Source organism: Pseudomonas sp. DR 5-09, assembly GCF_001655595.1.
In the GTDB taxonomy this organism is placed as follows: domain Bacteria; phylum Pseudomonadota; class Gammaproteobacteria; order Pseudomonadales; family Pseudomonadaceae; genus Aquipseudomonas; species Aquipseudomonas pharyngis.
This window is the reverse complement of the sequence record NZ_CP011566.1, coordinates 4,727,207-4,746,305: the sequence shown is the minus strand read 5'-3', so window position 1 is coordinate 4,746,305 and position 19,099 is coordinate 4,727,207. Positions and strand designations below refer to the sequence as shown.

The window sequence follows — 19,099 nt, the reverse complement described above, 5'->3', positions numbered from 1 at the left end:
CGGCGTTGACCGGCATTGCCGTGGATCAGGCGCTGATCTTCGCCTGGGCCGCCAGACGATTGATCGCCCGTTCCAGCTCGTCCAGCGCGGTCGAGGCCTTGGGGTCCTGCTGCTTGAGCAGGGTTTCGCTGCGCTGGCAGGCGGCGCGCAATTGCGGCACGCCGCAGTAACGGGTGGCGCCATGCAGGCGGTGCACCCGTTCCAGCAGACCGTTCTGATCCTGACTGTCGCGGGCGGTGCGAATGGCTTCGCGATCGGCCTCGAGCGAGGCCAGCAGCATCGCCAGCATGTCCGCCGCCAGATCCGCCTTGCCGGCGGCCAGGCGCAAACCTTCTTCGTGATCGAGAATCGGCAGTTCCTGATTGCCCAGCAGGCTTTCGCCGCCACGGTCCGGCGCCTGATTGCGCAGCGCCAGGCCGGTCCACTTCAGCACCACCTGCGCCAGTTGCCGCTCGCTGATCGGCTTGGTCAGGTAGTCGTCCATGCCGCTTTGCAGCAGCGCGCGTTTTTCATTGGCCATGGCGTGGGCGGTGAGGGCGACGATCGGCAGCGGCGTGCAGTGCCGCTCGCTTTCCCACTGGCGAATCGTCTCGGTGCTCTGGCGTCCGTCCATGCCGGGCATCTGCACGTCCATCAGCACCAGATCGAAGGTTTCGTTCTGCACTGCCTTGACTGCGGCATAACCGCTTTCCACGGCCAGCACCTTGGCGCCCATGTCTTCGAGCAGCGTCTGCACCAGCAACAGGTTGGCCGGGTTGTCGTCGACGCACAGCACTTTCGGCGCGCGGCTCGACAACGGTTCGCCCGGTTCGCTGCGCTGCTGGCGCGGGTTGACCATGTCCGACAAGGCCCGGCGCAGTTTGCGGGTGCAGGCCGGTTTCGATTGCAACTGACTGTGAGGGTTGGGCACCGAAAGGTGATAGAGCGTCAGCTCGGTGGTCGGGCACAACACCAGCACCCGGCAACCGAGGTGCTCAAGGTCCCAGATGTGCTGGTTGAGGCGCTCCGGCGGCATGTCGTTACTGGTGATGCCGAGCACCGCCAGATCGATGGCCTGATCGGTCTGATGGGCGCCGGTAACGCCATTGGTCAGGCTTTCCAACGTGTTGAACGGCGTGACATCGAGGCCGCAGTCTTCCAGCTGATGTTGCAGGGCCTGACGCGCCAGTTCGTGATTTTCCAGCACCGCCACACGGCGCCCGAGCAACGGCGCGGCGGGCAGGTCTTCGGCATCGTCGCGGGTCTTGGGCAGGTTCAGGCTGATCCAGAATTCCGAACCTTCACCCGGGGTGCTGTCGACGCCGATTTCGCCGCCCATCTGTTCGATCAGGCGCTTGGAAATCACCAGCCCCAGACCCGTGCCGCCGGGTTGGCGCGACAGTGAGTTGTCAGCTTGGCTGAAGGCCTGGAACAACGCGCGCACGTCCTGGTTCGACAAACCGATGCCGGTGTCCTGAATACTGATGCGCAACTGCACGCTGTCGTCGTTTTCTTCTTCGAGCATGGCGCGGGCGACGATGGTGCCTTCGCGGGTGAACTTGATCGCGTTACTCACCAGGTTGGTCAGGATCTGCTTGAGCCGCAGCGGATCACCGACCAGCGACAGCGGTGTATCGCGGTACACCAGACTCACCAGTTCCAGCTGCTTGGCGTGCGCGGCGGGGGCGAGGATGGTCAGGGTGTCCTGTAACAGGTCGCGCAGGTTGAACGGAATATGGTCGAGCACCAGTTTGCCGGCCTCGATCTTCGAGAAATCGAGGATCTCGTTGATGATCCCCAGCAGGCTGTCGGCGGATTTTTCGATGGTGCCCAGGTAGTCGAGCTGGCGCGGGGTCAGTTCGCTTTTCTGCAACAGGTGGGTGAACCCCAGAATGCCGTTGAGCGGCGTGCGGATCTCGTGGCTCATGTTGGCGAGGAATTCGGATTTGATCCGGCTCGCTTCCAGCGCTTCCTTGCGGGCGAGGTCCAGCTCGATGTTCTGGATCTCGATGGTTTCCAGGTTCTGGCGCACGTCTTCGGTGGCCTGATCGACGCTGTGCTGCAATTCTTCCCGGGCGTTCTGCAGGGTGCCGGCCATGCGGTTGATGCCGGACGCCAGTTCATCCAGTTCCTGACTGCCCAGCGGTGGCAGGCGGGTTTCCAGATGACCGTCCTTGAGCTGGGCGACGGCCTGTTTGATCTGGCTCAGCGGGCGGTTGATCGTGCGGCCCATGCGCAAGGCCAGCAGCGCGGCGCCGGCCAGCCCCGCACCAATCAGCAACAGACTGGCGAACAGGCTTCGGTAGCCGCGCAACAACATGCCGTTGTGCGACAGCTCCAGTTCAACCCAGCCGAGCAGGCGGTCGGATTCTTGCGGGATCAGCTCGCCGGCGAGGTTGCGGTGTTTGCCGAAGACCGGCAGCAGATAGCGGGTGGCATCGTTGCCGCTGCGTCGCAGCAGGTGCGCGCTGTCACCGCTCGGCGCCTGATTGAGCATGGTCGGGCCGGCGTGGGCGAGAGGAGAGCGGTCGGGCGCGAGGAAGGTCACGGCGCGCACGTCTGGTTGTTCGAGGGACTGGGTGGCGATGCGCTCGAGCAGTTCGGCATCGCCGTGGCCCATGGCCGGTGCCACCAGCGGAGCCAGTTGCTCGGCGATCATTTCGCCGCGCTGCATCAGTTGAGCTTGCAGGTCGGATTGCTGCGTCCAGGTGAAGTACCCGCCCAGCACCAGTGCCATCAGGCTGGTCGGCAACAGGGTCAGCAACAATACGCGACCTTTGATTCCCAGTTTCTTGAGCACGCCTTTCTCCTGCATCCCGCTGATCGTTGACTCACACGTGCGTCCGGCACGCGGTATCGGCGCAGTGTAGCGATTTGCTTGCGGGCAATCTTGGGAAAAATGATGTCGTGGTTGTTCACTCTCAGGCCGGTCATCTGTCCGACAGGTCAAGCTTGGGTTGCCGGGCGCCGGGCAATCTTGAATAATCGCCCAACTGAGAATTATTTGCAGATAGTCATGACTCCTGTCTCTATTGGCCAACCCCGCATTCTTTCCATCGAAGACGATCCCGTCCTCGGTGCCTATGTCCATGAACAACTGGGCCGCAGCGGCTTCCAGGTCACCTGGTGCCAGAACGGCAGCGAAGGCCTGAGCATTGCCCGGCGCCAGCCGTTCGATGTGGTGTTGATGGATATTCTGTTGCCGGGGCTGGATGGATTGAATGTCCTGACTCAACTGCGTCAGAGCCATTCCACCCCGGTGCTGCTGATGTCGGCGCTGGGTGCCGAGGCCGACCGTATCAGCGGTTTCCGCCTCGGCGCCGATGACTACCTGCCCAAACCTTTCAGCATGGCCGAGTTACATGTGCGCATCGAGGCGATCCTGCGGCGCGTCGCGCTCGACCGGCGCCCGGCTGTCGCCGCCCCGGTGATGCCGGCCAGCGGGCTGCGTTTCGACGACGAGCAGTGCGATGTGTTCTACCGTAATCAACCGGCCGGCCTGACCCGCAGCGAATACCGTCTGCTGGAAACCCTCAACCGCAACGACGAGGAAGTGCTGAGCAAGGCCTTCCTTTATCAGCACGTTCTGCAACGCGGCTATGCGGCCCACGACCGCAGCCTCGACATGCACATCAGCCAGATCCGCCGCAAACTCAAGTCAGTCTGCTACACCGAGCGGGAAGTGCGCACGGTGTGGGGCAAGGGTTACGTCCTGAGTGCCATCGATGAAAGTGTCTGACCTGCCGGGCCGGCACTCGCTGTTCTGGAAACTCGCCTGCCTGTTGGTGGCGTTCTGTCTGTTGATGATCTGGCTGAGCTGGTCCTGGGGCCGGTACATGGAGCAGCGCAACCAGTTCCTCTCCGACGACGCCCGTCGCACGCTGAGCCGTTATGCCTCCGAGGCCGAGCGCGCCTGGCAGCAGGGCGGGCGCGATGGCATCGATAGCTGGTTACAGAGCATGGAGTTGCGCGAAGCCGGCTGGGTCGGCGTGATCGGCGGCAACCTGCAGTCGCTGGGCAGCCAGCCGTTGAACGCTCAAGAGCTTCAACGCCTGACCTTCCTGCGCGGCCTTGACTGGCCGATTCACAAAAAGGGCCGGCCGTGGCTGCGGGTTCCATTTCCCACTGACCCGACCGCCGGCAGTCTGGTGATCGAGTTGCCCGAGCGATTTCTGCCGGGCAAATACCGGGTGTTCTGGCGCGTCATCACCAACGGGGTGATTCCAGGTCTGTTCACCTTGCTGCTGTGCGTCGGTCTGTATCGCCTGCTCGTGGTGCCGCTGAACAATCTGCGCGAGCAGGCCAATGCGTGGCGTGCCGATCAATTGAATGTGCGGTTGTCGAGCGGCATCACCCAGCGGCCCGATGAGCTTGGCGAACTGGCCCGTGCTTTCGACTCGATGTCCGAACGCCTGCAATCCACCGTGGCCCTGCAACAGCAACTGTTGCGCGACCTGTCCCACGAACTGCGCACGCCCCTGAGTCGGTTGCGGGTCGCCAGCGAAAGCGAGCAGCAGCTGCAACCGCTGCGCGAACGTATCGGTCGCGAAGTCGACGTGATGCAGCGATTGGTGGAGGACACCCTGCAGTTGGCCTGGCTCGACACCGAACGCGCGCCGTTGCCGGACGAAGCGATCCAGATTCAGGCGCTGTGGGAAATGCTCACGGAAAACGCCTGCTACGAAAGCTGCTGTCCGATGGGGCAGTTGCAGTGCGGGGTGGAGGCCTCGTGCTGGGTGCGCGGCAATCTCAACACCCTGGCCCAGGCACTGGAAAACATTCTGCGTAATGCGATTCGACATTCGCCACCGGGCGGCATCGTGCGGCTCGATGGTCGACGGGATGGCGATTACTGGCACCTGTGGCTGGAGGACGAGGGTGGCGGCGTGGCCGAGGCGGATCTGGAGCGGATCTTCTCGCTCTTCATCCGACTCGACGGCTCGCGGCCGGGGGACGGTGGATTTGGTCTGGGCCTGAGCATCGCGAGGAACGCGGTGCAACGCCAGGGCGGAACCCTGTGGGCCGAGAACGGCCCGTCGGGATTGCGCTTGAATCTGCGGTTGGTGGCGGATGACAGTGCTGTCAGTCCCGACGTCTTCGCTGGCAAGCCAGCTGCCACAGTGGACATGAGCCGCCCGCAGATCGTTTGAGCTGCACAAGAAAGTGTCAGCGCTGCTGACACTATTTAAAAGTCGCACCACTGGCGCGACTTTTATTGCTTATTCCAAGAAACCATAAGCACCACACTTTGCGTGATATGGCCTGCGCAGGTTTGCCGGTATGATAGGCGCCCCCGCAGTCCGGATTGCGAAAAAACGCCATGACCTTGCAGTACCCAACCATCGCCGATTGCGTCGGCAACACGCCGCTGGTGCGTTTGCAGCGCCTGCCCGGTGTCACCAGCAACACCCTTTTGCTCAAGCTCGAAGGGAACAACCCGGCGGGTTCGGTCAAGGATCGTCCGGCGCTGTCGATGATCACCCGTGCCGAGTTGCGCGGGCAGATCCACGAAGGCGATACGCTGATCGAAGCGACTTCGGGCAACACCGGGATCGCCCTGGCGATGGCCGCCGCGATCAAGGGTTACAAGATGATCCTGATCATGCCGGACAACTCCAGTGCCGAGCGTAAGGCGGCGATGACCGCTTACGGCGCGCAGCTGATTCTGGTCAGCCAGGAAGAGGGCATGGAAGGCGCTCGCGATCTCGCCCAGCGGATGGAAGCCGAAGGCCGTGGCAAGGTGCTGGATCAGTTCGCCAACGGCGACAATCCTGAAGCGCACTACACCACCACCGGCCCGGAAATCTGGCGTCAGACCCAGGGCTCCATCACCCATTTCGTCAGCTCCATGGGTACCACCGGCACCATCATGGGCGTGTCGCGCTACCTCAAGGAGCAGAACGACAAGGTGCAGATCGTCGGCCTGCAACCGATGGAAGGCTCGGCCATTCCCGGCATCCGCCGCTGGCCGCAGGAATACCTGCCGAAGATCTACCAGGCCGACCGCGTTGACCGCATCGTCGACATGGCGCAAAGCGAAGCCGAGGACGTCACCCGGCGTCTGGCCCGCGAAGAAGGCATCTTCTGTGGCGTGTCCTCGGGCGGTGCGGTGGCAGCGATGCTGCGCCTGTCCAAAGAAGTTGAACACGCGGTGATCGTCGCGATCATCTGCGACCGTGGCGACCGTTACCTGTCGACCGGCATTTTCGACGCGCCCAACTGATGGCCAAGCATGAGAGAGGCCTGCGCTTCCAGCCCACCGGCGGCAGCAAGGCCGCGCAAATCCCGACCGGCAAAAAGCAGCGTCTGAGCATCGAGCGCCTGGCCAATGACGGTCGCGGCATCGCGTTTTTTGAAGGCAAGACCTGGTTCGTCCTCGGCGCCCTCGCCGGTGAAGAGGTCGAAGCGCGGGTGCTCGGCGCCCACGGCAAAGTGGTCGAGGCGCGTACCGAGCGCGTGTTCAGCGCCAGTCAATTGCGTCGTCCCACACCTTGTCAGCATGCCGGACGTTGCGGTGGTTGCAGCGTTCAGCATCTGCCCCACAACGAACAGCTTGCCCTGAAACAGCGCATGCTCGCCGAGCAGTTGTCGCGAGTCGCCGGTGCCGAGCCCGAAGAGTGGGCGGCGCCGTTGACCGGCCCCGAATTCGGCTACCGTCGCCGCGCCCGGATCGCCGTGCGCTGGGACAGCAAGGCCAAACAGCTTGAAGTCGGTTTCCGTGCCGCCGGCAGTCAGGACATCGTCGCGATCAGCGAATGCCCGGTGCTGGTACAGCCCTTGCAACCGATCATGGCCCGTTTGCCGGAGATGCTGCGGCGCTTGAGCAAGCCTCAGGCGCTGGGGCATGTCGAACTGTTCAGCGGCTCGTCACTCGCCGTCCTGCTGCGTCACGTGGCGCCGCTGTCCGAGGCCGACCTGACGATCCTCAAGGATTTCTGCGCGTTCCATGAAGCGCAGCTCTGGCTGCATGGCGAAGGCGAACCGCAGCCAGTGGATGATGCACAGTCGCTCGGTTACCGCCTGGAACAATGGGACCTGCAACTGGCCTACCGGCCGGGGGATTTCATCCAGGTCAACGCCGGGGTCAACGAGGCCATGGTCGCCCAGGCGCTGGACTGGTTGAAACCGACGAGCGATGAGCGCGTGCTCGACCTGTTTTGCGGTCTCGGCAACTTCGCCCTGCCGCTGGCGAAAGCTGCGCGTGAAGTGGTGGCGGTCGAAGGCGTGCAGACCATGGTCGATCGCGCGGCGGCCAATGCCGCTAGCAACAATTTGCATAACACAAAGTTTTTTCAGGCCGATTTATCCCAGCCTTTGACCGATGCCCAGTGGATCGGAAACGGCTTTTCTGCGGTACTCTTGGACCCACCGCGCGACGGTGCTTTCGAGGTGGTGCGCAAGCTGGCGGCCTTGGGCGCCAAACGGTTGGTGTACGTGTCGTGCAACCCTGCAACTCTGGCGCGCGATACGGTCGAATTGATCAAGCAGGGCTACCGGTTAAAACGTGCCGGGATTCTCGATATGTTTCCTCAGACGGCACATGTCGAGGCCATGGCGTTATTTGAAGCGAGCCAGGATGGCTCGTCTGATCCGACTGGTCGTCCGTAGCGCTCGCCTTGGCCCCGCGAGCGCGAACGGGCATTGACGGTCAGTGATTTGACGCATTGAATCTGCGTCGTAGGGAAGGTAAAGCAAGATGGTACAGGTGAGAGCACACCAGCCGATCAACACTGACGGCAGTATCAATCTCGAGGCTTGGCTCGATCACGCGGTCAGTGTCGATCTGGCACTGGATCGCGAAGCCTTGAAAGAGGCCTGCGAGTACGCTCGCCAGGCCGAGCAGCAATCCAATGCCGCGAAGAATCTCTGGTCCGAAGGCAGCGGCAGTTTCAGCACGGGCCTTGAGATCGCCGAGATCCTCGCCGACCTCAAGCTCGATCAGGATTCGCTGGTTGCCGCGGTTCTGTATCGCGGCGTACGCGAAGGTCAGATTGAACTCGCAGCGGTCAGCCAGCGCTTCGGCCCGGTGGTCGCCAAGCTGATCGACGGCGTGCTGCGCATGGCGGCGATCAGTGCCAGCCTCAGCCCGCGCCAGTCGATGGTGCTTGGCACCCAGGGCCAGGTGGAAAACTTGCGCAAGATGCTGGTGGCGATGGTCGACGACGTGCGTGTCGCGCTGATCAAACTCGCCGAACGCACCTGTGCGATCCGCGCGGTGAAAACCGCCGACGACGAAAAACGTAACCGGGTCGCCCGGGAAGTGTTCGACATCTATGCGCCGCTCGCGCATCGACTCGGCATCGGTCATATCAAATGGGAACTGGAGGACCTGTCCTTCCGTTACCTGGAGCCCGATCAATACAAACAGATTGCCAAGCTGCTGCATGAGCGGCGGCTCGACCGCGAGCGTTTCATCGCCGACGTGATGACCCAGCTCAAGGACGAACTGCAGGCCACCGGCGTCGAAGCCGACATCAGCGGCCGGGCCAAACACATCTATTCGATCTGGCGCAAAATGCAGCGCAAGGGTCTGGAGTTCAGCCAGATCTACGACGTGCGTGCGGTGCGCGTGCTGGTGCCGGAAATGCGCGACTGCTACACCGCGCTCGGTATCGTCCACACCCTGTGGCGGCACATCCCGAAAGAGTTCGACGACTACATCGCCAACCCGAAAGAGAACGGCTACCGCTCGCTGCACACGGCGGTAATCGGCCCGGAAGGCAAGGTGCTGGAAGTCCAGATCCGGACCCATTCGATGCACGAAGAGGCCGAACTCGGTGTCTGCGCGCACTGGCGCTACAAGGGCACCGACGTCAAGTCCGGCTCCAATCACTACGAAGAGAAAATCTCCTGGCTGCGTCAGGTGCTCGAGTGGCACGAGGAGTTGGGCGACATCGGTGGTCTCGCCGAACAGCTGCGGGTCGATATCGAGCCGGACCGGGTCTACATCTTCACCCCGGACGGTCACGCCATCGACTTGCCGAAGGGCGCGACGCCGCTGGACTTCGCCTACCGCGTACACACCGAAATCGGCCACAACTGCCGTGGCGCGAAGATCAACGGGCGCATCGTTCCGCTCAACTACAGCCTGCAGACCGGTGAACAGGTCGAGATCATCACCAGCAAGCACGGCACTCCGAGCCGCGACTGGCTGAACCCGAACCTGGGCTACGTCACCACGTCCCGGGCGCGGGCGAAGATCGTGCACTGGTTCAAGTTGCAGGCGCGCGACCAGAACGTCGCGGCGGGCAAGACCCTGCTCGAGCGCGAGCTCAATCGCCTCGGCCTGCCGGCGGTGGATTTTGACAAGCTGGCCGACAAGGCCAACATGAAAACCGCCGAAGACATGTTCGCCGCCCTCGGTGCCGGCGACCTGCGTCTGGCGCAACTGGTCAATCTGGCGCAACAACTGGTCGAGCCGGAACGCGGCAACGAACAGCTGGAGCTGATTCCGCGCAAGGCCACCGGCTACAAACCGGGCAAGCGCGGCGACATTCAGATCCAGGGCGTCGGCAACCTGATGACCCAGATGGCCGGCTGCTGCCAGCCGTTGCCGGGCGATGCGATCGTCGGTTACATCACCCAGGGCCGTGGCGTGAGCATTCACCGCCAGGACTGCGCCTCGGTGTTGCAACTGGCCGGGCGCGAGCCGGAGCGGATCATCCAGGTCAGCTGGGGCCCGGTGCCGGTGCTCACCTATCCGGTGGACATCGTCATCCGCGCCTACGATCGTTCCGGTCTGCTGCGTGACGTCTCGCAGGTGCTGCTCAACGAGCGGATCAACGTGCTGGCGGTCAACACCCGCTCGAACAAGGAGGACAACACCGCGCTGATGTCCCTGACCATCGAGATTCCGGGTCTGGACGCGCTGGGGCGGTTGCTGGGGCGGATTTCCCAGTTGCCGAACATCATCGAAACGCGGCGTAACCGGACTCCATGAAACCGACCTACAGCCTTGACGACCTGCTGCACCTGATGAACCGTCTGCGTGACCCGCAGTATGGTTGCCCGTGGGATATCAGGCAGACTTACGCGACCATCGTTCCACACACCCTTGAAGAGGCCTACGAAGTCGCCGACGCCATCGAGCGCGGCGACTTCGACCACTTGCAGGGCGAGTTGGGCGATCTGCTGTTTCAGGTGGTGTATTACAGCCAGTTGGCCCGGGAAGAAGGGCGATTCGAATTCGCCGGCGTGGTCGACGGCATCACCCGCAAACTGATCCGTCGTCATCCGCATGTGTTCCCCACTGGCGATCTGTATGCGTCGCTGGACGTGCCGCGTCTGAGTGAAGAGCAGGTCAAGCAGCGCTGGGAGGAAATCAAGGCCGAGGAGCGCGCCGGGAAATCCACCGAGCCGCAGCAACTGTCACTGCTCGACGATGTGCCTGCTGCGTTGCCGGCATTATCCCGCTCGGCCAAGTTGCAGAAGCGCGCCGGTCAGGTCGGTTTCGACTGGCCGGATGCCTTGCCGGTGCTGGACAAGGTCCGTGAAGAGCTCGATGAAGTGCTCGAAGCCATGTCCGAAAATGACCCGCAAGCGGTGGCCGACGAGATCGGTGACCTGCTGTTTTCCGTGGTCAATCTGGCCCGGCACCTGAAGGTCGATCCGGAAACCGCATTGCGTGGCGCCAACGCCAAGTTCGAGCGACGTTTCCGTTTTATCGAACAGGCATTGCGCGACACCCACCGACCCATGGAAGATTGCACCCTCGAAGAGTTGGACGCCCTGTGGGGCGAAGCCAAACGTCAGGAAAAGAATTCGCCCAGCTGTGGCTGAGCCGTTGCCCAAGTGAGTAAGCATCAATGAGCCTTTCCCTTCGCGACCAGTTGCTCAAGGCAGGACTGGTCAACCAAAAGCAGGCCAAGCAGGTCAGCAAAGACAAACAGAAACAACAGCGCCTGGCCCACAAAGGCCAGATCGAACTGGACGACTCCCAGCAGCGTGCTGCCCAGGAAGCCCAGGCCGAGAAGGTCAAGCGCGACCAGGAGCTGAACCGCCAGCAGCAGGAGAAGGCGGAAGCCAAGGCCCGCGCCGCGCAGGTCAAGCAGTTGATCGAGGTCTCGCGTCTGCCGAAGCTGACGACCGAGGACTACTACAACTTCGTCGACGACAAGAAGGTCAAGCGCATCTCGGTCAACACGCTGATGCGCAACAAGCTCAGCAGCGGCTCGCTGGCGATCGTGCACCACGCCGGCGGCTACGAAGTGATTCCTCGTGAGGCCGCCCTGAAGATTCAGGAGCGCGATCCACAGCGCATCGTCCAGCTCAACGAGAAGGTCGAAGAGGTCAATGCCGAGGACGATCCGTACGCGGCCTATGTGATCCCTGATGATCTGATGTGGTAAGCGGGTTCCGCCGGGCTGCGAAGCGGCCCTGAAATCCCCAAAACGACAAACCCCGCTCATGGCGGGGTTTGTCGTTTTCAATGCTGTGGTTTTGTTTCAGGCGGATTTCCGATCCCGCTGCTGTTCCTGCAGTTCCAGTTCGGCCTTGTAGTTGTGGGCGTCGATCTCGTTGTGGAACATGCCGACCAGCAAGTCTTGTTGATGCACATCCCAGATCCGTACGCCGGCGGCTACGCCTTCATGGGACATGTGTGAATCGTCGCGTTCAGTTACTTTTACAGTCATCTGCTAGCTCCAAATCTCAAGTTATCTGCAGCAAGGCGTGTGCAGGACTCCGTTATAGATTTTGTTAGCCTGCTAAGTAAACGCCCGATTCGTGCAATGTATTCTTGCGAAATCTGCAACAGCGCTGGAGCCCGCGGAAACCGCGACATTCAGTCGCAGGGCATTGAGTTCCATGACAAAAGCTTCATGTTCCTGACGGCGATTTTCAAGCAATACACCGACCCTGTGGGAGCGGGCTTGCTCGCGAATGCGATTTAACATTCAACATTTTTTGTCGACTGACCCACCGCTTTCGCGAGCAAGCCCGCTCCCACAGGAGGTTGTGTTTATGGCTGGCGAAAAAAAACGCCCCGAACCAGTCGGGGCGTTTTCATGTGCGGTTCAGCGGGAGGGAATTACTTGCCTTCCCAGCGCTTCAGCACGAGGGTGGCGTTGGTGCCACCGAAGCCGAAGCTGTTGCTCATCACGGTGTTGATGGTGGCGTTCTCGCGGGTCTTGGTCAGCACCGGCAGATCGGCCACTTCAGGGTCCAGTTCGTCGATGTTGGCCGAACCGGCGATGAAGTTGCCTTCCATCATCAGCATGCAGTAGATCGCTTCGTGAACGCCGGCGGCGCCCAGGGAGTGACCCGACAGGCTCTTGGTGGAGCTGATGGCCGGGGCCTTGTCGCCGAACACTTCGCGCACACCTTTCATTTCCGCGACGTCGCCGACCGGAGTCGAAGTGCCGTGGGTGTTCAGGTAGTCGATCGGGGTGTCGACGGTGGACAGCGCCTGCTGCATGCAGCGGATCGCGCCTTCGCCGCTCGGGGCCACCATGTCGTAGCCGTCGGAAGTCGCGCCGTAGCCAACGATTTCCGCGTAGATCTTCGCGCCACGGGCCAGAGCGTGTTCCAGCTCCTCGACCACCACCATGCCGCCACCGCCAGCGATGACGAAACCGTCACGGTCGGCGTCGTAGGCGCGGGAAGCTTGCTCAGGGGTGTCGTTACGCTTGCTGGACAGGGCGCCCATCGCGTCGAACAGGAACGACTGGCTCCAGTGCTCTTCTTCACCGCCGCCGGCGAACACGATGTCCTGCTTGCCCATCTGGATCTGTTCCATGGCGGTACCGATGCAGTGAGCACTGGTGGCGCAGGCAGAAGCGATGGAGTAGTTCAGGCCCTTGATCTTGAACGGGGTGGCCAGGCAAGCCGAAACGGTGCTGCTCATGGTCCGCGTTACACGGTATGGGCCGACGCGCTTGACGCCTTTCTCGCGCAGGATGTCCAGCGCTTCCATCTGGTTCAGGGTCGACGCGCCGCCGGAACCTGCGATCAGGCCGGTACGCGGGTTGGACACCTGCTCTTCGGTCAGACCGGAGTCAGCGATGGCGTCTTTCATGGCCAGGTAGGCGTAAGCCGCTGCGTGGCCGACGAAGCGATAGATCTTGCGATCGATCAGCTCTTCAAGGTTGAGGTCGATGGAGCCGGAAACCTGGCTACGCAGACCCATTTCGGCGTATTCCGGGTTGAACCGGATGCCAGGGCGGCTTGCACGCAGGTTAGCGGAGACGGTCTCTTTGTCATTGCCCAGGCACGAAACGATGCCCAGACCAGTGATAACGACGCGGCGCATGCGAATAACCCTTAGAAGTTGTCAGTGGAGGTGAACACGCCGACGCGAAGGCCTTCGGCGGTGTAGATTTCGCGACCGTCGACAGTCACCGAACCGTCGGCGATGGCCAGGTTCAGCTTGCCCTTGAGGACGCGCTTGATATGAATGTTGTAGGTGACTTTCTTGGCGGTCGGCAGGACCTGGCCGAAGAATTTCACTTCGCCCGAACCCAGCGCACGGCCGCGGCCCGGCAGGCCTTGCCAGCCCAGGAAGAAGCCGACCAATTGCCACATGGCGTCCAGACCCAGGCAGCCCGGCATCACCGGATCGCCTTCGAAGTGGCACGCGAAGAACCACAGGTCAGGGTTGATATCCAGCTCGGCGACCAATTCACCTTTGCCGTACTTGCCGCCTTCTTCGCTGATCAGGGTGATGCGATCCACCATCAGCATGTTCGGGGCGGGCAGTTGCGCGTTACCTGGGCCGAACAGCTCACCGCGACTGCAGCGCAGCAGGTCTTCCCGAGTAAAGGCGTTTTGTTTGGTCATGCGAGCTCCTCAATAATCCCATGCGGCAGGTGGGGCAAATCTTCCCGGCCGATCGACGCGTTCATGCCTCGAACCGGCAGCCTACTCATAGACTATTGCGTTGTGGTGAAAGTCACAGCACCAAGGACATGAATGTACACTTGTGCACTGAAATTTTTAATCAAGCCCCTTTTGAGGCCCGTTCGGGTGCCTAAGACTGCCGCACTTTCGCTTTTCACGCCAGTCGCAGATGCTCGAAAGGGCCTCTCTACTGCACCCAGCGCTGCAGAATCTGCTGCAGGTCATTGCGTTTGAATGGCTTGGCCAGGTAATCGTTCATCCCCGCCGACAGGCAGTTTTCGCGATCACCCTGCAACGCGTTGGCGGTCAGGGCGATGATCGGCACGTGGCCGCAGCCGGGCAGGCGGCGGATCTGTCGGGTCGCCTCGTATCCATCGATGAGTGGCAAGCGGCAATCCATCAGGATCGCTTCGAAACGGCTGTCCCCGGCACTGCGCACCGCCTGCACGCCATCGGTGGCGACGCTGACGGTAAAGCCCAGGCTGCGCAGCATCGCTTCGATCACGGTCTGGTTGACCGGGTTGTCCTCGACCAGCAACACATGGCGTCCTTCGCCGTGACCGTTGCCGTTCAATGCGCGCGGTGCCGCCAGCGCGGGCAGTGCCTGCTTATATAGGGCCAGTGGTATTTCCAGGGTGAACACCGAGCCGCGACCTTCTTCACTCTGGGCACGCAAGGTGCCGCCCATCCGCTCGGCGAGGGTGCGGGCAATCGGCAGGCCCAGGCCGGTGCCGCCATATCGACGGGAAATCGAGCTGTCGGCCTGCTGGAACGCGTTGAACATCAGCTCCAGGCTTTCCGGCGAAATGCCGATGCCACTGTCACGTACCGCGCAGGTGAACCACAGCAATTCGTGATCCAGCGATTGCCATTGCGCCTCGATGCTGACGCGCCCCTGCTCGGTGAACTTCAGCGCATTGCCGACCAGGTTGACCAGAATCTGCCGGATCCGCGTCGGATCGCCCTGTACCTGCAAGTCGTGCATGTCATCGGGGATCCGCAGCTGCAGGGCCAGCCCGCGTTGCGCCGCGCTGTGCTGGAAGGAATGGGCGCAGGCGCCGATCAGGTCGGCGAGGTTGAACGGAATGTGCTCCAGCTCCAGCTCCGAACGTTCGATGCGCGAGAAATCCAGAATGTCGTTGATCACCTTGAGCAAGTGCTCGGTGGACTCGGAAGCCAGCGCCGCGTACTCGACCTGCTCCTCGGTCATGTCGGTGGTTTCCAGCAATTGCAGCATGCCCAGCACGCCGTTCATCGGGGTGCGCAGCTCATGGCTCATCATCGCCAGGAAATCCGATTTGGCGTTGTTGGCCTTTTCCGCCTCTTCGCGGGTCTGGATCAGTTGCGCCATCGCCTGATGCTGTTCGCGGCTGGCCTGCTCCAGTGCCTGGGCCAGGTTGTTGATGTGCTGGGACAGTGCGCCCAGCTCGGTGTCATCGACGATCGGCAGCGGGGTCTTGTAGTCGCCCTCCTGAATCGCCTTGACCGCATTGCCGATGTCGCGGATCGGCTGCGACAGGCTGCCGGCCAGTCGCCGCGCCAGCACAAAGGTGAAGAGCAGGGCGAACAACGCCAGAATCCCGGCCTTGAGCAGGATCTCCTGTTGGCGCTGACTGAAGGCGTCATTCGACAGCCCGACGATCACCCGCCCCAGATAATCCTCGCTGGCCACCCCGGGGCTGCTCTTGCCGTCCTGGAAGAAATCGTTGTGCAGGGCGATGCGTTGCAGCCGCACCGGCGCCTGGAACACTTCGACCTGATGCGGGCGATTGTGCGCATCCGCCGGCTGTTCGACGTAGGCCAGAATCCGGTTGGCGCTGTCCTGCACTTCCAGAAACCGTACGTTCGGCGTGGCCAGCGTGGCCTTGAGCAGGCTTTCCAGGACTTCGTTGTTGCCGGAAATCACCCCGTACTCGGTGGCCGGTGCGAGTTGGTTAGCGATCAACTGGCCGGTGTGATTCAGCTCCTGACGCAGATCCTGAATGCGCACGAAGGTGAAAAAGCTGATCAGCAGCAAGGTCAGCAACAGCGCAGGGCCCAGGCTGATCAACTGGGTGCGGGTGTTGATGTCCCAACGGCGGAAAATCATGGGCGGCGCTCTCCTTCGGCCAGCTCTGCGGCGACAGACGCTTCATTGATCGGTTCTATCCCTAGGGAACGAGCCACCTGCGCATTACTTGAGACTTTGAAACGCCCGGGGTAGAGCGTGCGCGGCCAGGTGGCCGGTGGCCGGTCCAGCAATTCGTCGAGGACGGCCAGCCAGTCGTTCTGATCGCTGTAGGTACTGGCCAGGCTGCCGGCGCGAACGAACGAGACATTCGGCCCGACCAGTGCCAGTTGCCGAGAGTAACTGCTGAGCAACAGGTTTTTTGCGGTTTTCGGGTTGTACAGGTCAGGGTCGTCGAGGCCCAGCAGCACGTCGCTGTTTTTCAGCACGGTCTGCAAGGGTCGGCTGTCGTGGGTGTTATCCCAGCGCTGCGGGACGATTTGCAGATTCAGCGGCTGGGCGGCCGATTGCAGCTCCTTGAGCAGGAACTCGCTGTGCTGATCGAACAGCACGCCGACGCGCCCGGCCTGGGGCAGAATCCGACGGATCAGTTGCAACTGACGACTCAGCGGCGGATCGGCCCACAGCAGGCTCAAGTGGGGTGGCTGCGCGTCGCCGAAGCGTTGGCGGGCCTGCAAACGGCTGATGCGCAGGACCAACGTCGCCGGCCCTTGGGATTCCTGCATGCGCCAGTCGAGGCTCGGCAGATCGAGCAGGATCAGGCGCAGGCTCGACGGCAACTTGCCCGGCGCCGGCAGGCTGGCCAGTGGCTGGAAATGCACGCGGTCGGTCGGGCGCAGCTCGCTCAGGGCCTGGACGAAGGACTGCACGCCGGGGCTTTCTTCGGCGCCGGTCAGCAGAATGTCGGCCGCCTGCACCGCCACGCCATGCAGCCACGCTGTCAGGAACAGACAGAGCCCGGCCAGCCATTGGCCGAGCGTTGGCATCTTCCGTGACATGGCGTAACGCATCTAGAACTCCAGCTCGGCGCTGAAATACACCACGCGGCGTTCGTCGTAATTGTTGTCGACGAAGGTGGTCGGCTCATGGTCGAGGCGTTGTTGCAGCACGCCGGCCAGTTGCAATTGGGCCTTGCCCAGGGCGATGCGTTTGGCAATGCGCGTGTCGACCCGCTCGAAGCGGTAACCGTTGAGCGCGTTGTCACCGTAATAGAAGAGGGCGCTGTTCCAGCCGTGGCCCCAATCGCGCAGCCAGCCGGCCGAGCCGCTGTTGCGCGCGGTGAATTGCTGGTCCAGCGGGTTGCTCGCCTCGGCGTCGACGAAGGCGTAGGTCAGGCGCAGGCGGTCGGCCGCACTCAGGCGCCAGTCCAGTTGCGTCTCGGTGCCGCGAAAGCGCGAATCGTTGGCGTTGCTGGCGATGTACTGATTGTTGCGCAGCGGCTCGCTGATCATCCCGGTGATTTCGTCGTAGAACAGCTTCACGTCCAGGGCCAGGCCCCATTCCGGGAAAAAGCCGTTGTAGCCCAGTTCCCGCGAGCGCATGTGCTCCTGGTCCAGATCGCCGGGGCCCCGGGTCTTGACGAAGTAGCGGGCCGAAGACTGGCCATAGGCGGCGGGCCGCAGGTTGGTCACCTGATAACTCCAGTTGACGTTGTTCTCGAACATGTCCGGTGAACGGATGGCTTCCGAATACACCGCGCGCAGGCTGTGCCGCGGGTTGAACAGGTAGTTGACCGCAAACCGGGGCGTCAGCGAGCTGCCGATCAATTGCGTGTCTTCGAACATGGCGCCGCCCTGCAACAGCCAGTGTTCGCTGGCGCGCCATTCGAGCTGGCCGAAGGCGCGCCAGGTGGTGTCGTCCAGCGTGCCGTTGAAATAGGTCTCGGAGTCGGCCCGGTCGTAACGATAGTTCAGGCCGCTGACCAGACGCAGGCTATCGGACAGGCTGAGGGTGTCCTGCAACTCCAGGTCGTAGCGCGATTCCCGGGCACTTTGGTCGATGTCGCCGCACAGAGTCTGGCGCGCGCCGTTGCGCCACTGATCCAGCACCTGATTGGCCAGGGTCATTTCCTGTGGCGTGCCGGCGGGTGCGCCGGGCCCGGTGAACAGCGTCATGTTGCGGGCCAGGCGTTCGGTGTAGTTCGGATTGAGTTGCCACAGCTCGGTCAATTGCGGGCTGAACGACACTTCGGCGTCACAGGCGCGCCAGGTCTGCTGGCGATCCCAGTGTTGCGCCGAGCCTTGCACATAAAGGCTGTGATCGGGGTTGATGTCCAGGTTCCAGCGCACCGAACCGGCGTAGTCCTTGGCAACCACGTCGGAATTGTTCCCGGCAGCGGTAATTCCGGAGAACACCGGGCGGTAGGTGTAAGGCCGCTGATTGGTCCCGTCCTTGGCATTGACCTGCCAGTCCAGGCTCTGGTTGTCGTTCAGGGTCTGGCTGACCGCGAGACTGAAGCGGTTCAAGCGGCGGTTGTCGCGGTAATCGGCGCCGGTGCGGTCGCTGTCAAAGCCGTCGTCTTCCTGGCCGGACAGCGACAGACGCAGGTCGCCGCCATTCCAGCCGGTGCTCTGGCTGGCATAGAAATCGTTGATGCCGCGTTGGCCGCGGGTCAGCTTCAGTCGTGTGCCGTGGCTGTCCGCCGGGTTGCGGGTGATGATGTTGATCACCGCCATCAGCGCGTTGGCGCCGTAGCTGACGGTGTTCGGGCCGCGAAAGACTTCGATGCGCTCGATGTCTTCCATGGCCACCGGGATATCGCTCCAGTCCACGGTCGCCAGACCGGCGCGGTACACCGAGCGGCCGTCGATCAACACCTGCATGCGCCGGGCTTCGCTGGCGTTGGTCCCGTGATAGTTCACCGCCGCCTGATTGCCGCTGATATTACCGACCATCATCCCCGGCACCAGGCGCAGCAGTTCACTGATGTCCCGGGCACCGCTGGCGCTGATCAGTTCGCTGTCGAGCACGGTCATGCTGCCCGGGACTTCCGCCGGCGACTGTTTCAGGCGCGTGGCGGTCAGGATCTGCGGCAAGGCCTCACTGTCGACAAACAGGTCGTCCGCCAGCAGCACCGGGCTGAACAGCAGCGCCAGCAGCAGGGACGAACGCGGGGAAGGGGAGCCAGAAAACACGACGCAGCCTTGATAGCAAAGAATTGGCGCGCATGTTAACCGAGCTCGACGACTTTTCCAGTCACGTTGCAGGCATTTTCCTCGGTTTTATTGGTCTTCTTCCTACAAGTGCGGGTAATTGACGCCGGGGCTGTCCGAGAAG

The 19,099-nt window shown here is 62.4% G+C and carries 14 protein-coding genes; 7 read left to right on the top strand and 7 right to left on the bottom strand.

Annotation, left to right across the window (positions count from 1 at the left end):
- Nucleotides 1-25: 25 nt before the first annotated feature.
- Nucleotides 26-2,779 carry a response regulator gene (locus PDR5_RS21250; RefSeq protein ID WP_064600919.1) on the bottom strand — a complete coding sequence of 918 codons (2,754 nt, stop codon included), beginning with the start codon at nucleotides 2,777-2,779 and terminating at the stop codon, nucleotides 26-28.
- A 216-nt stretch (nucleotides 2,780-2,995) separates the two neighbouring features.
- Between PDR5_RS21250 and PDR5_RS21245 the strand changes: the two genes are divergently transcribed.
- The 7 genes from PDR5_RS21245 to PDR5_RS21215 all read left to right on the top strand — a co-directional run bounded on the left by PDR5_RS21245 (nucleotide 2,996) and on the right by PDR5_RS21215 (nucleotide 11,327).
- Nucleotides 2,996-3,718 carry a response regulator transcription factor gene (locus tag PDR5_RS21245; protein WP_064598646.1) on the top strand — a complete coding sequence of 241 codons (723 nt, stop codon included), beginning with the start codon at nucleotides 2,996-2,998 and terminating at the stop codon, nucleotides 3,716-3,718.
- Entirely contained in the window at nucleotides 3,705-5,129 is a 1,425-nt protein-coding gene (locus PDR5_RS21240; protein WP_064598644.1) for a HAMP domain-containing sensor histidine kinase, read from the top strand. The genes PDR5_RS21245 and PDR5_RS21240 overlap by 14 nt, the downstream gene beginning before the upstream one ends.
- Before the next feature lie 170 nt (nucleotides 5,130-5,299).
- Nucleotides 5,300-6,202: a cysteine synthase CysM gene (gene cysM / locus PDR5_RS21235; protein ID WP_064598642.1), complete on the top strand. Its 903-nt coding sequence runs from the start codon at nucleotides 5,300-5,302 to the stop codon at nucleotides 6,200-6,202.
- Nucleotides 6,202-7,587, top strand: a complete 1,386-nt coding sequence (rlmD, locus tag PDR5_RS21230; RefSeq protein ID WP_064598640.1) for a 23S rRNA (uracil(1939)-C(5))-methyltransferase RlmD — start codon at nucleotides 6,202-6,204, stop codon at nucleotides 7,585-7,587. The genes cysM and rlmD overlap by 1 nt, the downstream gene beginning before the upstream one ends.
- An 88-nt stretch (nucleotides 7,588-7,675) precedes the next feature.
- Nucleotides 7,676-9,919, top strand: coding sequence for a GTP diphosphokinase (gene relA / locus PDR5_RS21225; RefSeq protein WP_007957789.1), 2,244 nt, complete (start codon nucleotides 7,676-7,678; stop codon nucleotides 9,917-9,919).
- Entirely contained in the window at nucleotides 9,916-10,758 is an 843-nt protein-coding gene (gene mazG, locus PDR5_RS21220) for a nucleoside triphosphate pyrophosphohydrolase (protein ID WP_064598637.1), read from the top strand. Before relA ends, mazG begins: the two co-directional genes overlap by 4 nt.
- Before the next feature lie 26 nt (nucleotides 10,759-10,784).
- The gene (locus tag PDR5_RS21215) at nucleotides 10,785-11,327 is read left to right on the top strand and encodes a DUF2058 domain-containing protein (protein ID WP_007957793.1); all 543 of its coding nucleotides are present in this window, start codon (nucleotides 10,785-10,787) and stop codon (nucleotides 11,325-11,327) included.
- A gap of 96 nt (nucleotides 11,328-11,423) precedes the next feature.
- On the opposite strand, the gene PDR5_RS21210 is transcribed toward PDR5_RS21215, so the two are convergent.
- From PDR5_RS21210 to PDR5_RS21185, 6 genes are all read right to left on the bottom strand, one after another.
- Entirely contained in the window at nucleotides 11,424-11,612 is a 189-nt protein-coding gene (locus PDR5_RS21210) for a hypothetical protein (RefSeq protein ID WP_039772867.1), read from the bottom strand.
- Nucleotides 11,613-12,007: 395 nt separating this feature from the next.
- The gene (gene fabB, locus PDR5_RS21205; protein ID WP_007957797.1) at nucleotides 12,008-13,228 is read right to left on the bottom strand and encodes a beta-ketoacyl-ACP synthase I; all 1,221 of its coding nucleotides are present in this window, start codon (nucleotides 13,226-13,228) and stop codon (nucleotides 12,008-12,010) included.
- Nucleotides 13,229-13,239: 11 nt separating this feature from the next.
- Nucleotides 13,240-13,755, bottom strand: a complete 516-nt coding sequence (gene fabA, locus PDR5_RS21200; RefSeq protein WP_003227150.1) for a 3-hydroxyacyl-[acyl-carrier-protein] dehydratase FabA — start codon at nucleotides 13,753-13,755, stop codon at nucleotides 13,240-13,242.
- 247 nt (nucleotides 13,756-14,002) lie between these two features.
- Nucleotides 14,003-15,904: an ATP-binding protein gene (locus PDR5_RS21195; RefSeq protein ID WP_064598634.1), complete on the bottom strand. Its 1,902-nt coding sequence runs from the start codon at nucleotides 15,902-15,904 to the stop codon at nucleotides 14,003-14,005.
- Nucleotides 15,901-16,833: a hypothetical protein gene (locus PDR5_RS21190; RefSeq protein ID WP_064598631.1), complete on the bottom strand. Its 933-nt coding sequence runs from the start codon at nucleotides 16,831-16,833 to the stop codon at nucleotides 15,901-15,903. The genes PDR5_RS21195 and PDR5_RS21190 overlap by 4 nt, the downstream gene beginning before the upstream one ends.
- Nucleotides 16,834-18,957 carry a TonB-dependent receptor plug domain-containing protein gene (locus PDR5_RS21185; protein WP_064598628.1) on the bottom strand — a complete coding sequence of 708 codons (2,124 nt, stop codon included), beginning with the start codon at nucleotides 18,955-18,957 and terminating at the stop codon, nucleotides 16,834-16,836.
- Nucleotides 18,958-19,099: the final 142 nt, after the last annotated feature.

What these genes read in the sequence shown, in the direction of transcription:
- PDR5_RS21245 (WP_064598646.1), top strand. Translation starts at nt 2,996, where the DNA reads ATGACTCCTGTCTCTATTGGCCAACCCCGCATTCTTTCCATCGAAGAC.
- PDR5_RS21240 (WP_064598644.1), top strand. Translation starts at nt 3,705, where the DNA reads ATGAAAGTGTCTGACCTGCCGGGCCGGCACTCGCTGTTCTGGAAACTC.
- cysM (WP_064598642.1), top strand. Translation starts at nt 5,300, where the DNA reads ATGACCTTGCAGTACCCAACCATCGCCGATTGCGTCGGCAACACGCCG.
- rlmD (WP_064598640.1), top strand. Translation starts at nt 6,202, where the DNA reads ATGGCCAAGCATGAGAGAGGCCTGCGCTTCCAGCCCACCGGCGGCAGC.
- relA (WP_007957789.1), top strand. Translation starts at nt 7,676, where the DNA reads ATGGTACAGGTGAGAGCACACCAGCCGATCAACACTGACGGCAGTATC.
- mazG (WP_064598637.1), top strand. Translation starts at nt 9,916, where the DNA reads ATGAAACCGACCTACAGCCTTGACGACCTGCTGCACCTGATGAACCGT.
- PDR5_RS21215 (WP_007957793.1), top strand. Translation starts at nt 10,785, where the DNA reads ATGAGCCTTTCCCTTCGCGACCAGTTGCTCAAGGCAGGACTGGTCAAC.
- PDR5_RS21210 (WP_039772867.1), bottom strand. Translation starts at nt 11,612, where the DNA reads ATGACTGTAAAAGTAACTGAACGCGACGATTCACACATGTCCCATGAA.
- fabB (WP_007957797.1), bottom strand. Translation starts at nt 13,228, where the DNA reads ATGCGCCGCGTCGTTATCACTGGTCTGGGCATCGTTTCGTGCCTGGGC.
- fabA (WP_003227150.1), bottom strand. Translation starts at nt 13,755, where the DNA reads ATGACCAAACAAAACGCCTTTACTCGGGAAGACCTGCTGCGCTGCAGT.
- PDR5_RS21195 (WP_064598634.1), bottom strand. Translation starts at nt 15,904, where the DNA reads ATGATTTTCCGCCGTTGGGACATCAACACCCGCACCCAGTTGATCAGC.
- PDR5_RS21190 (WP_064598631.1), bottom strand. Translation starts at nt 16,833, where the DNA reads ATGCGTTACGCCATGTCACGGAAGATGCCAACGCTCGGCCAATGGCTG.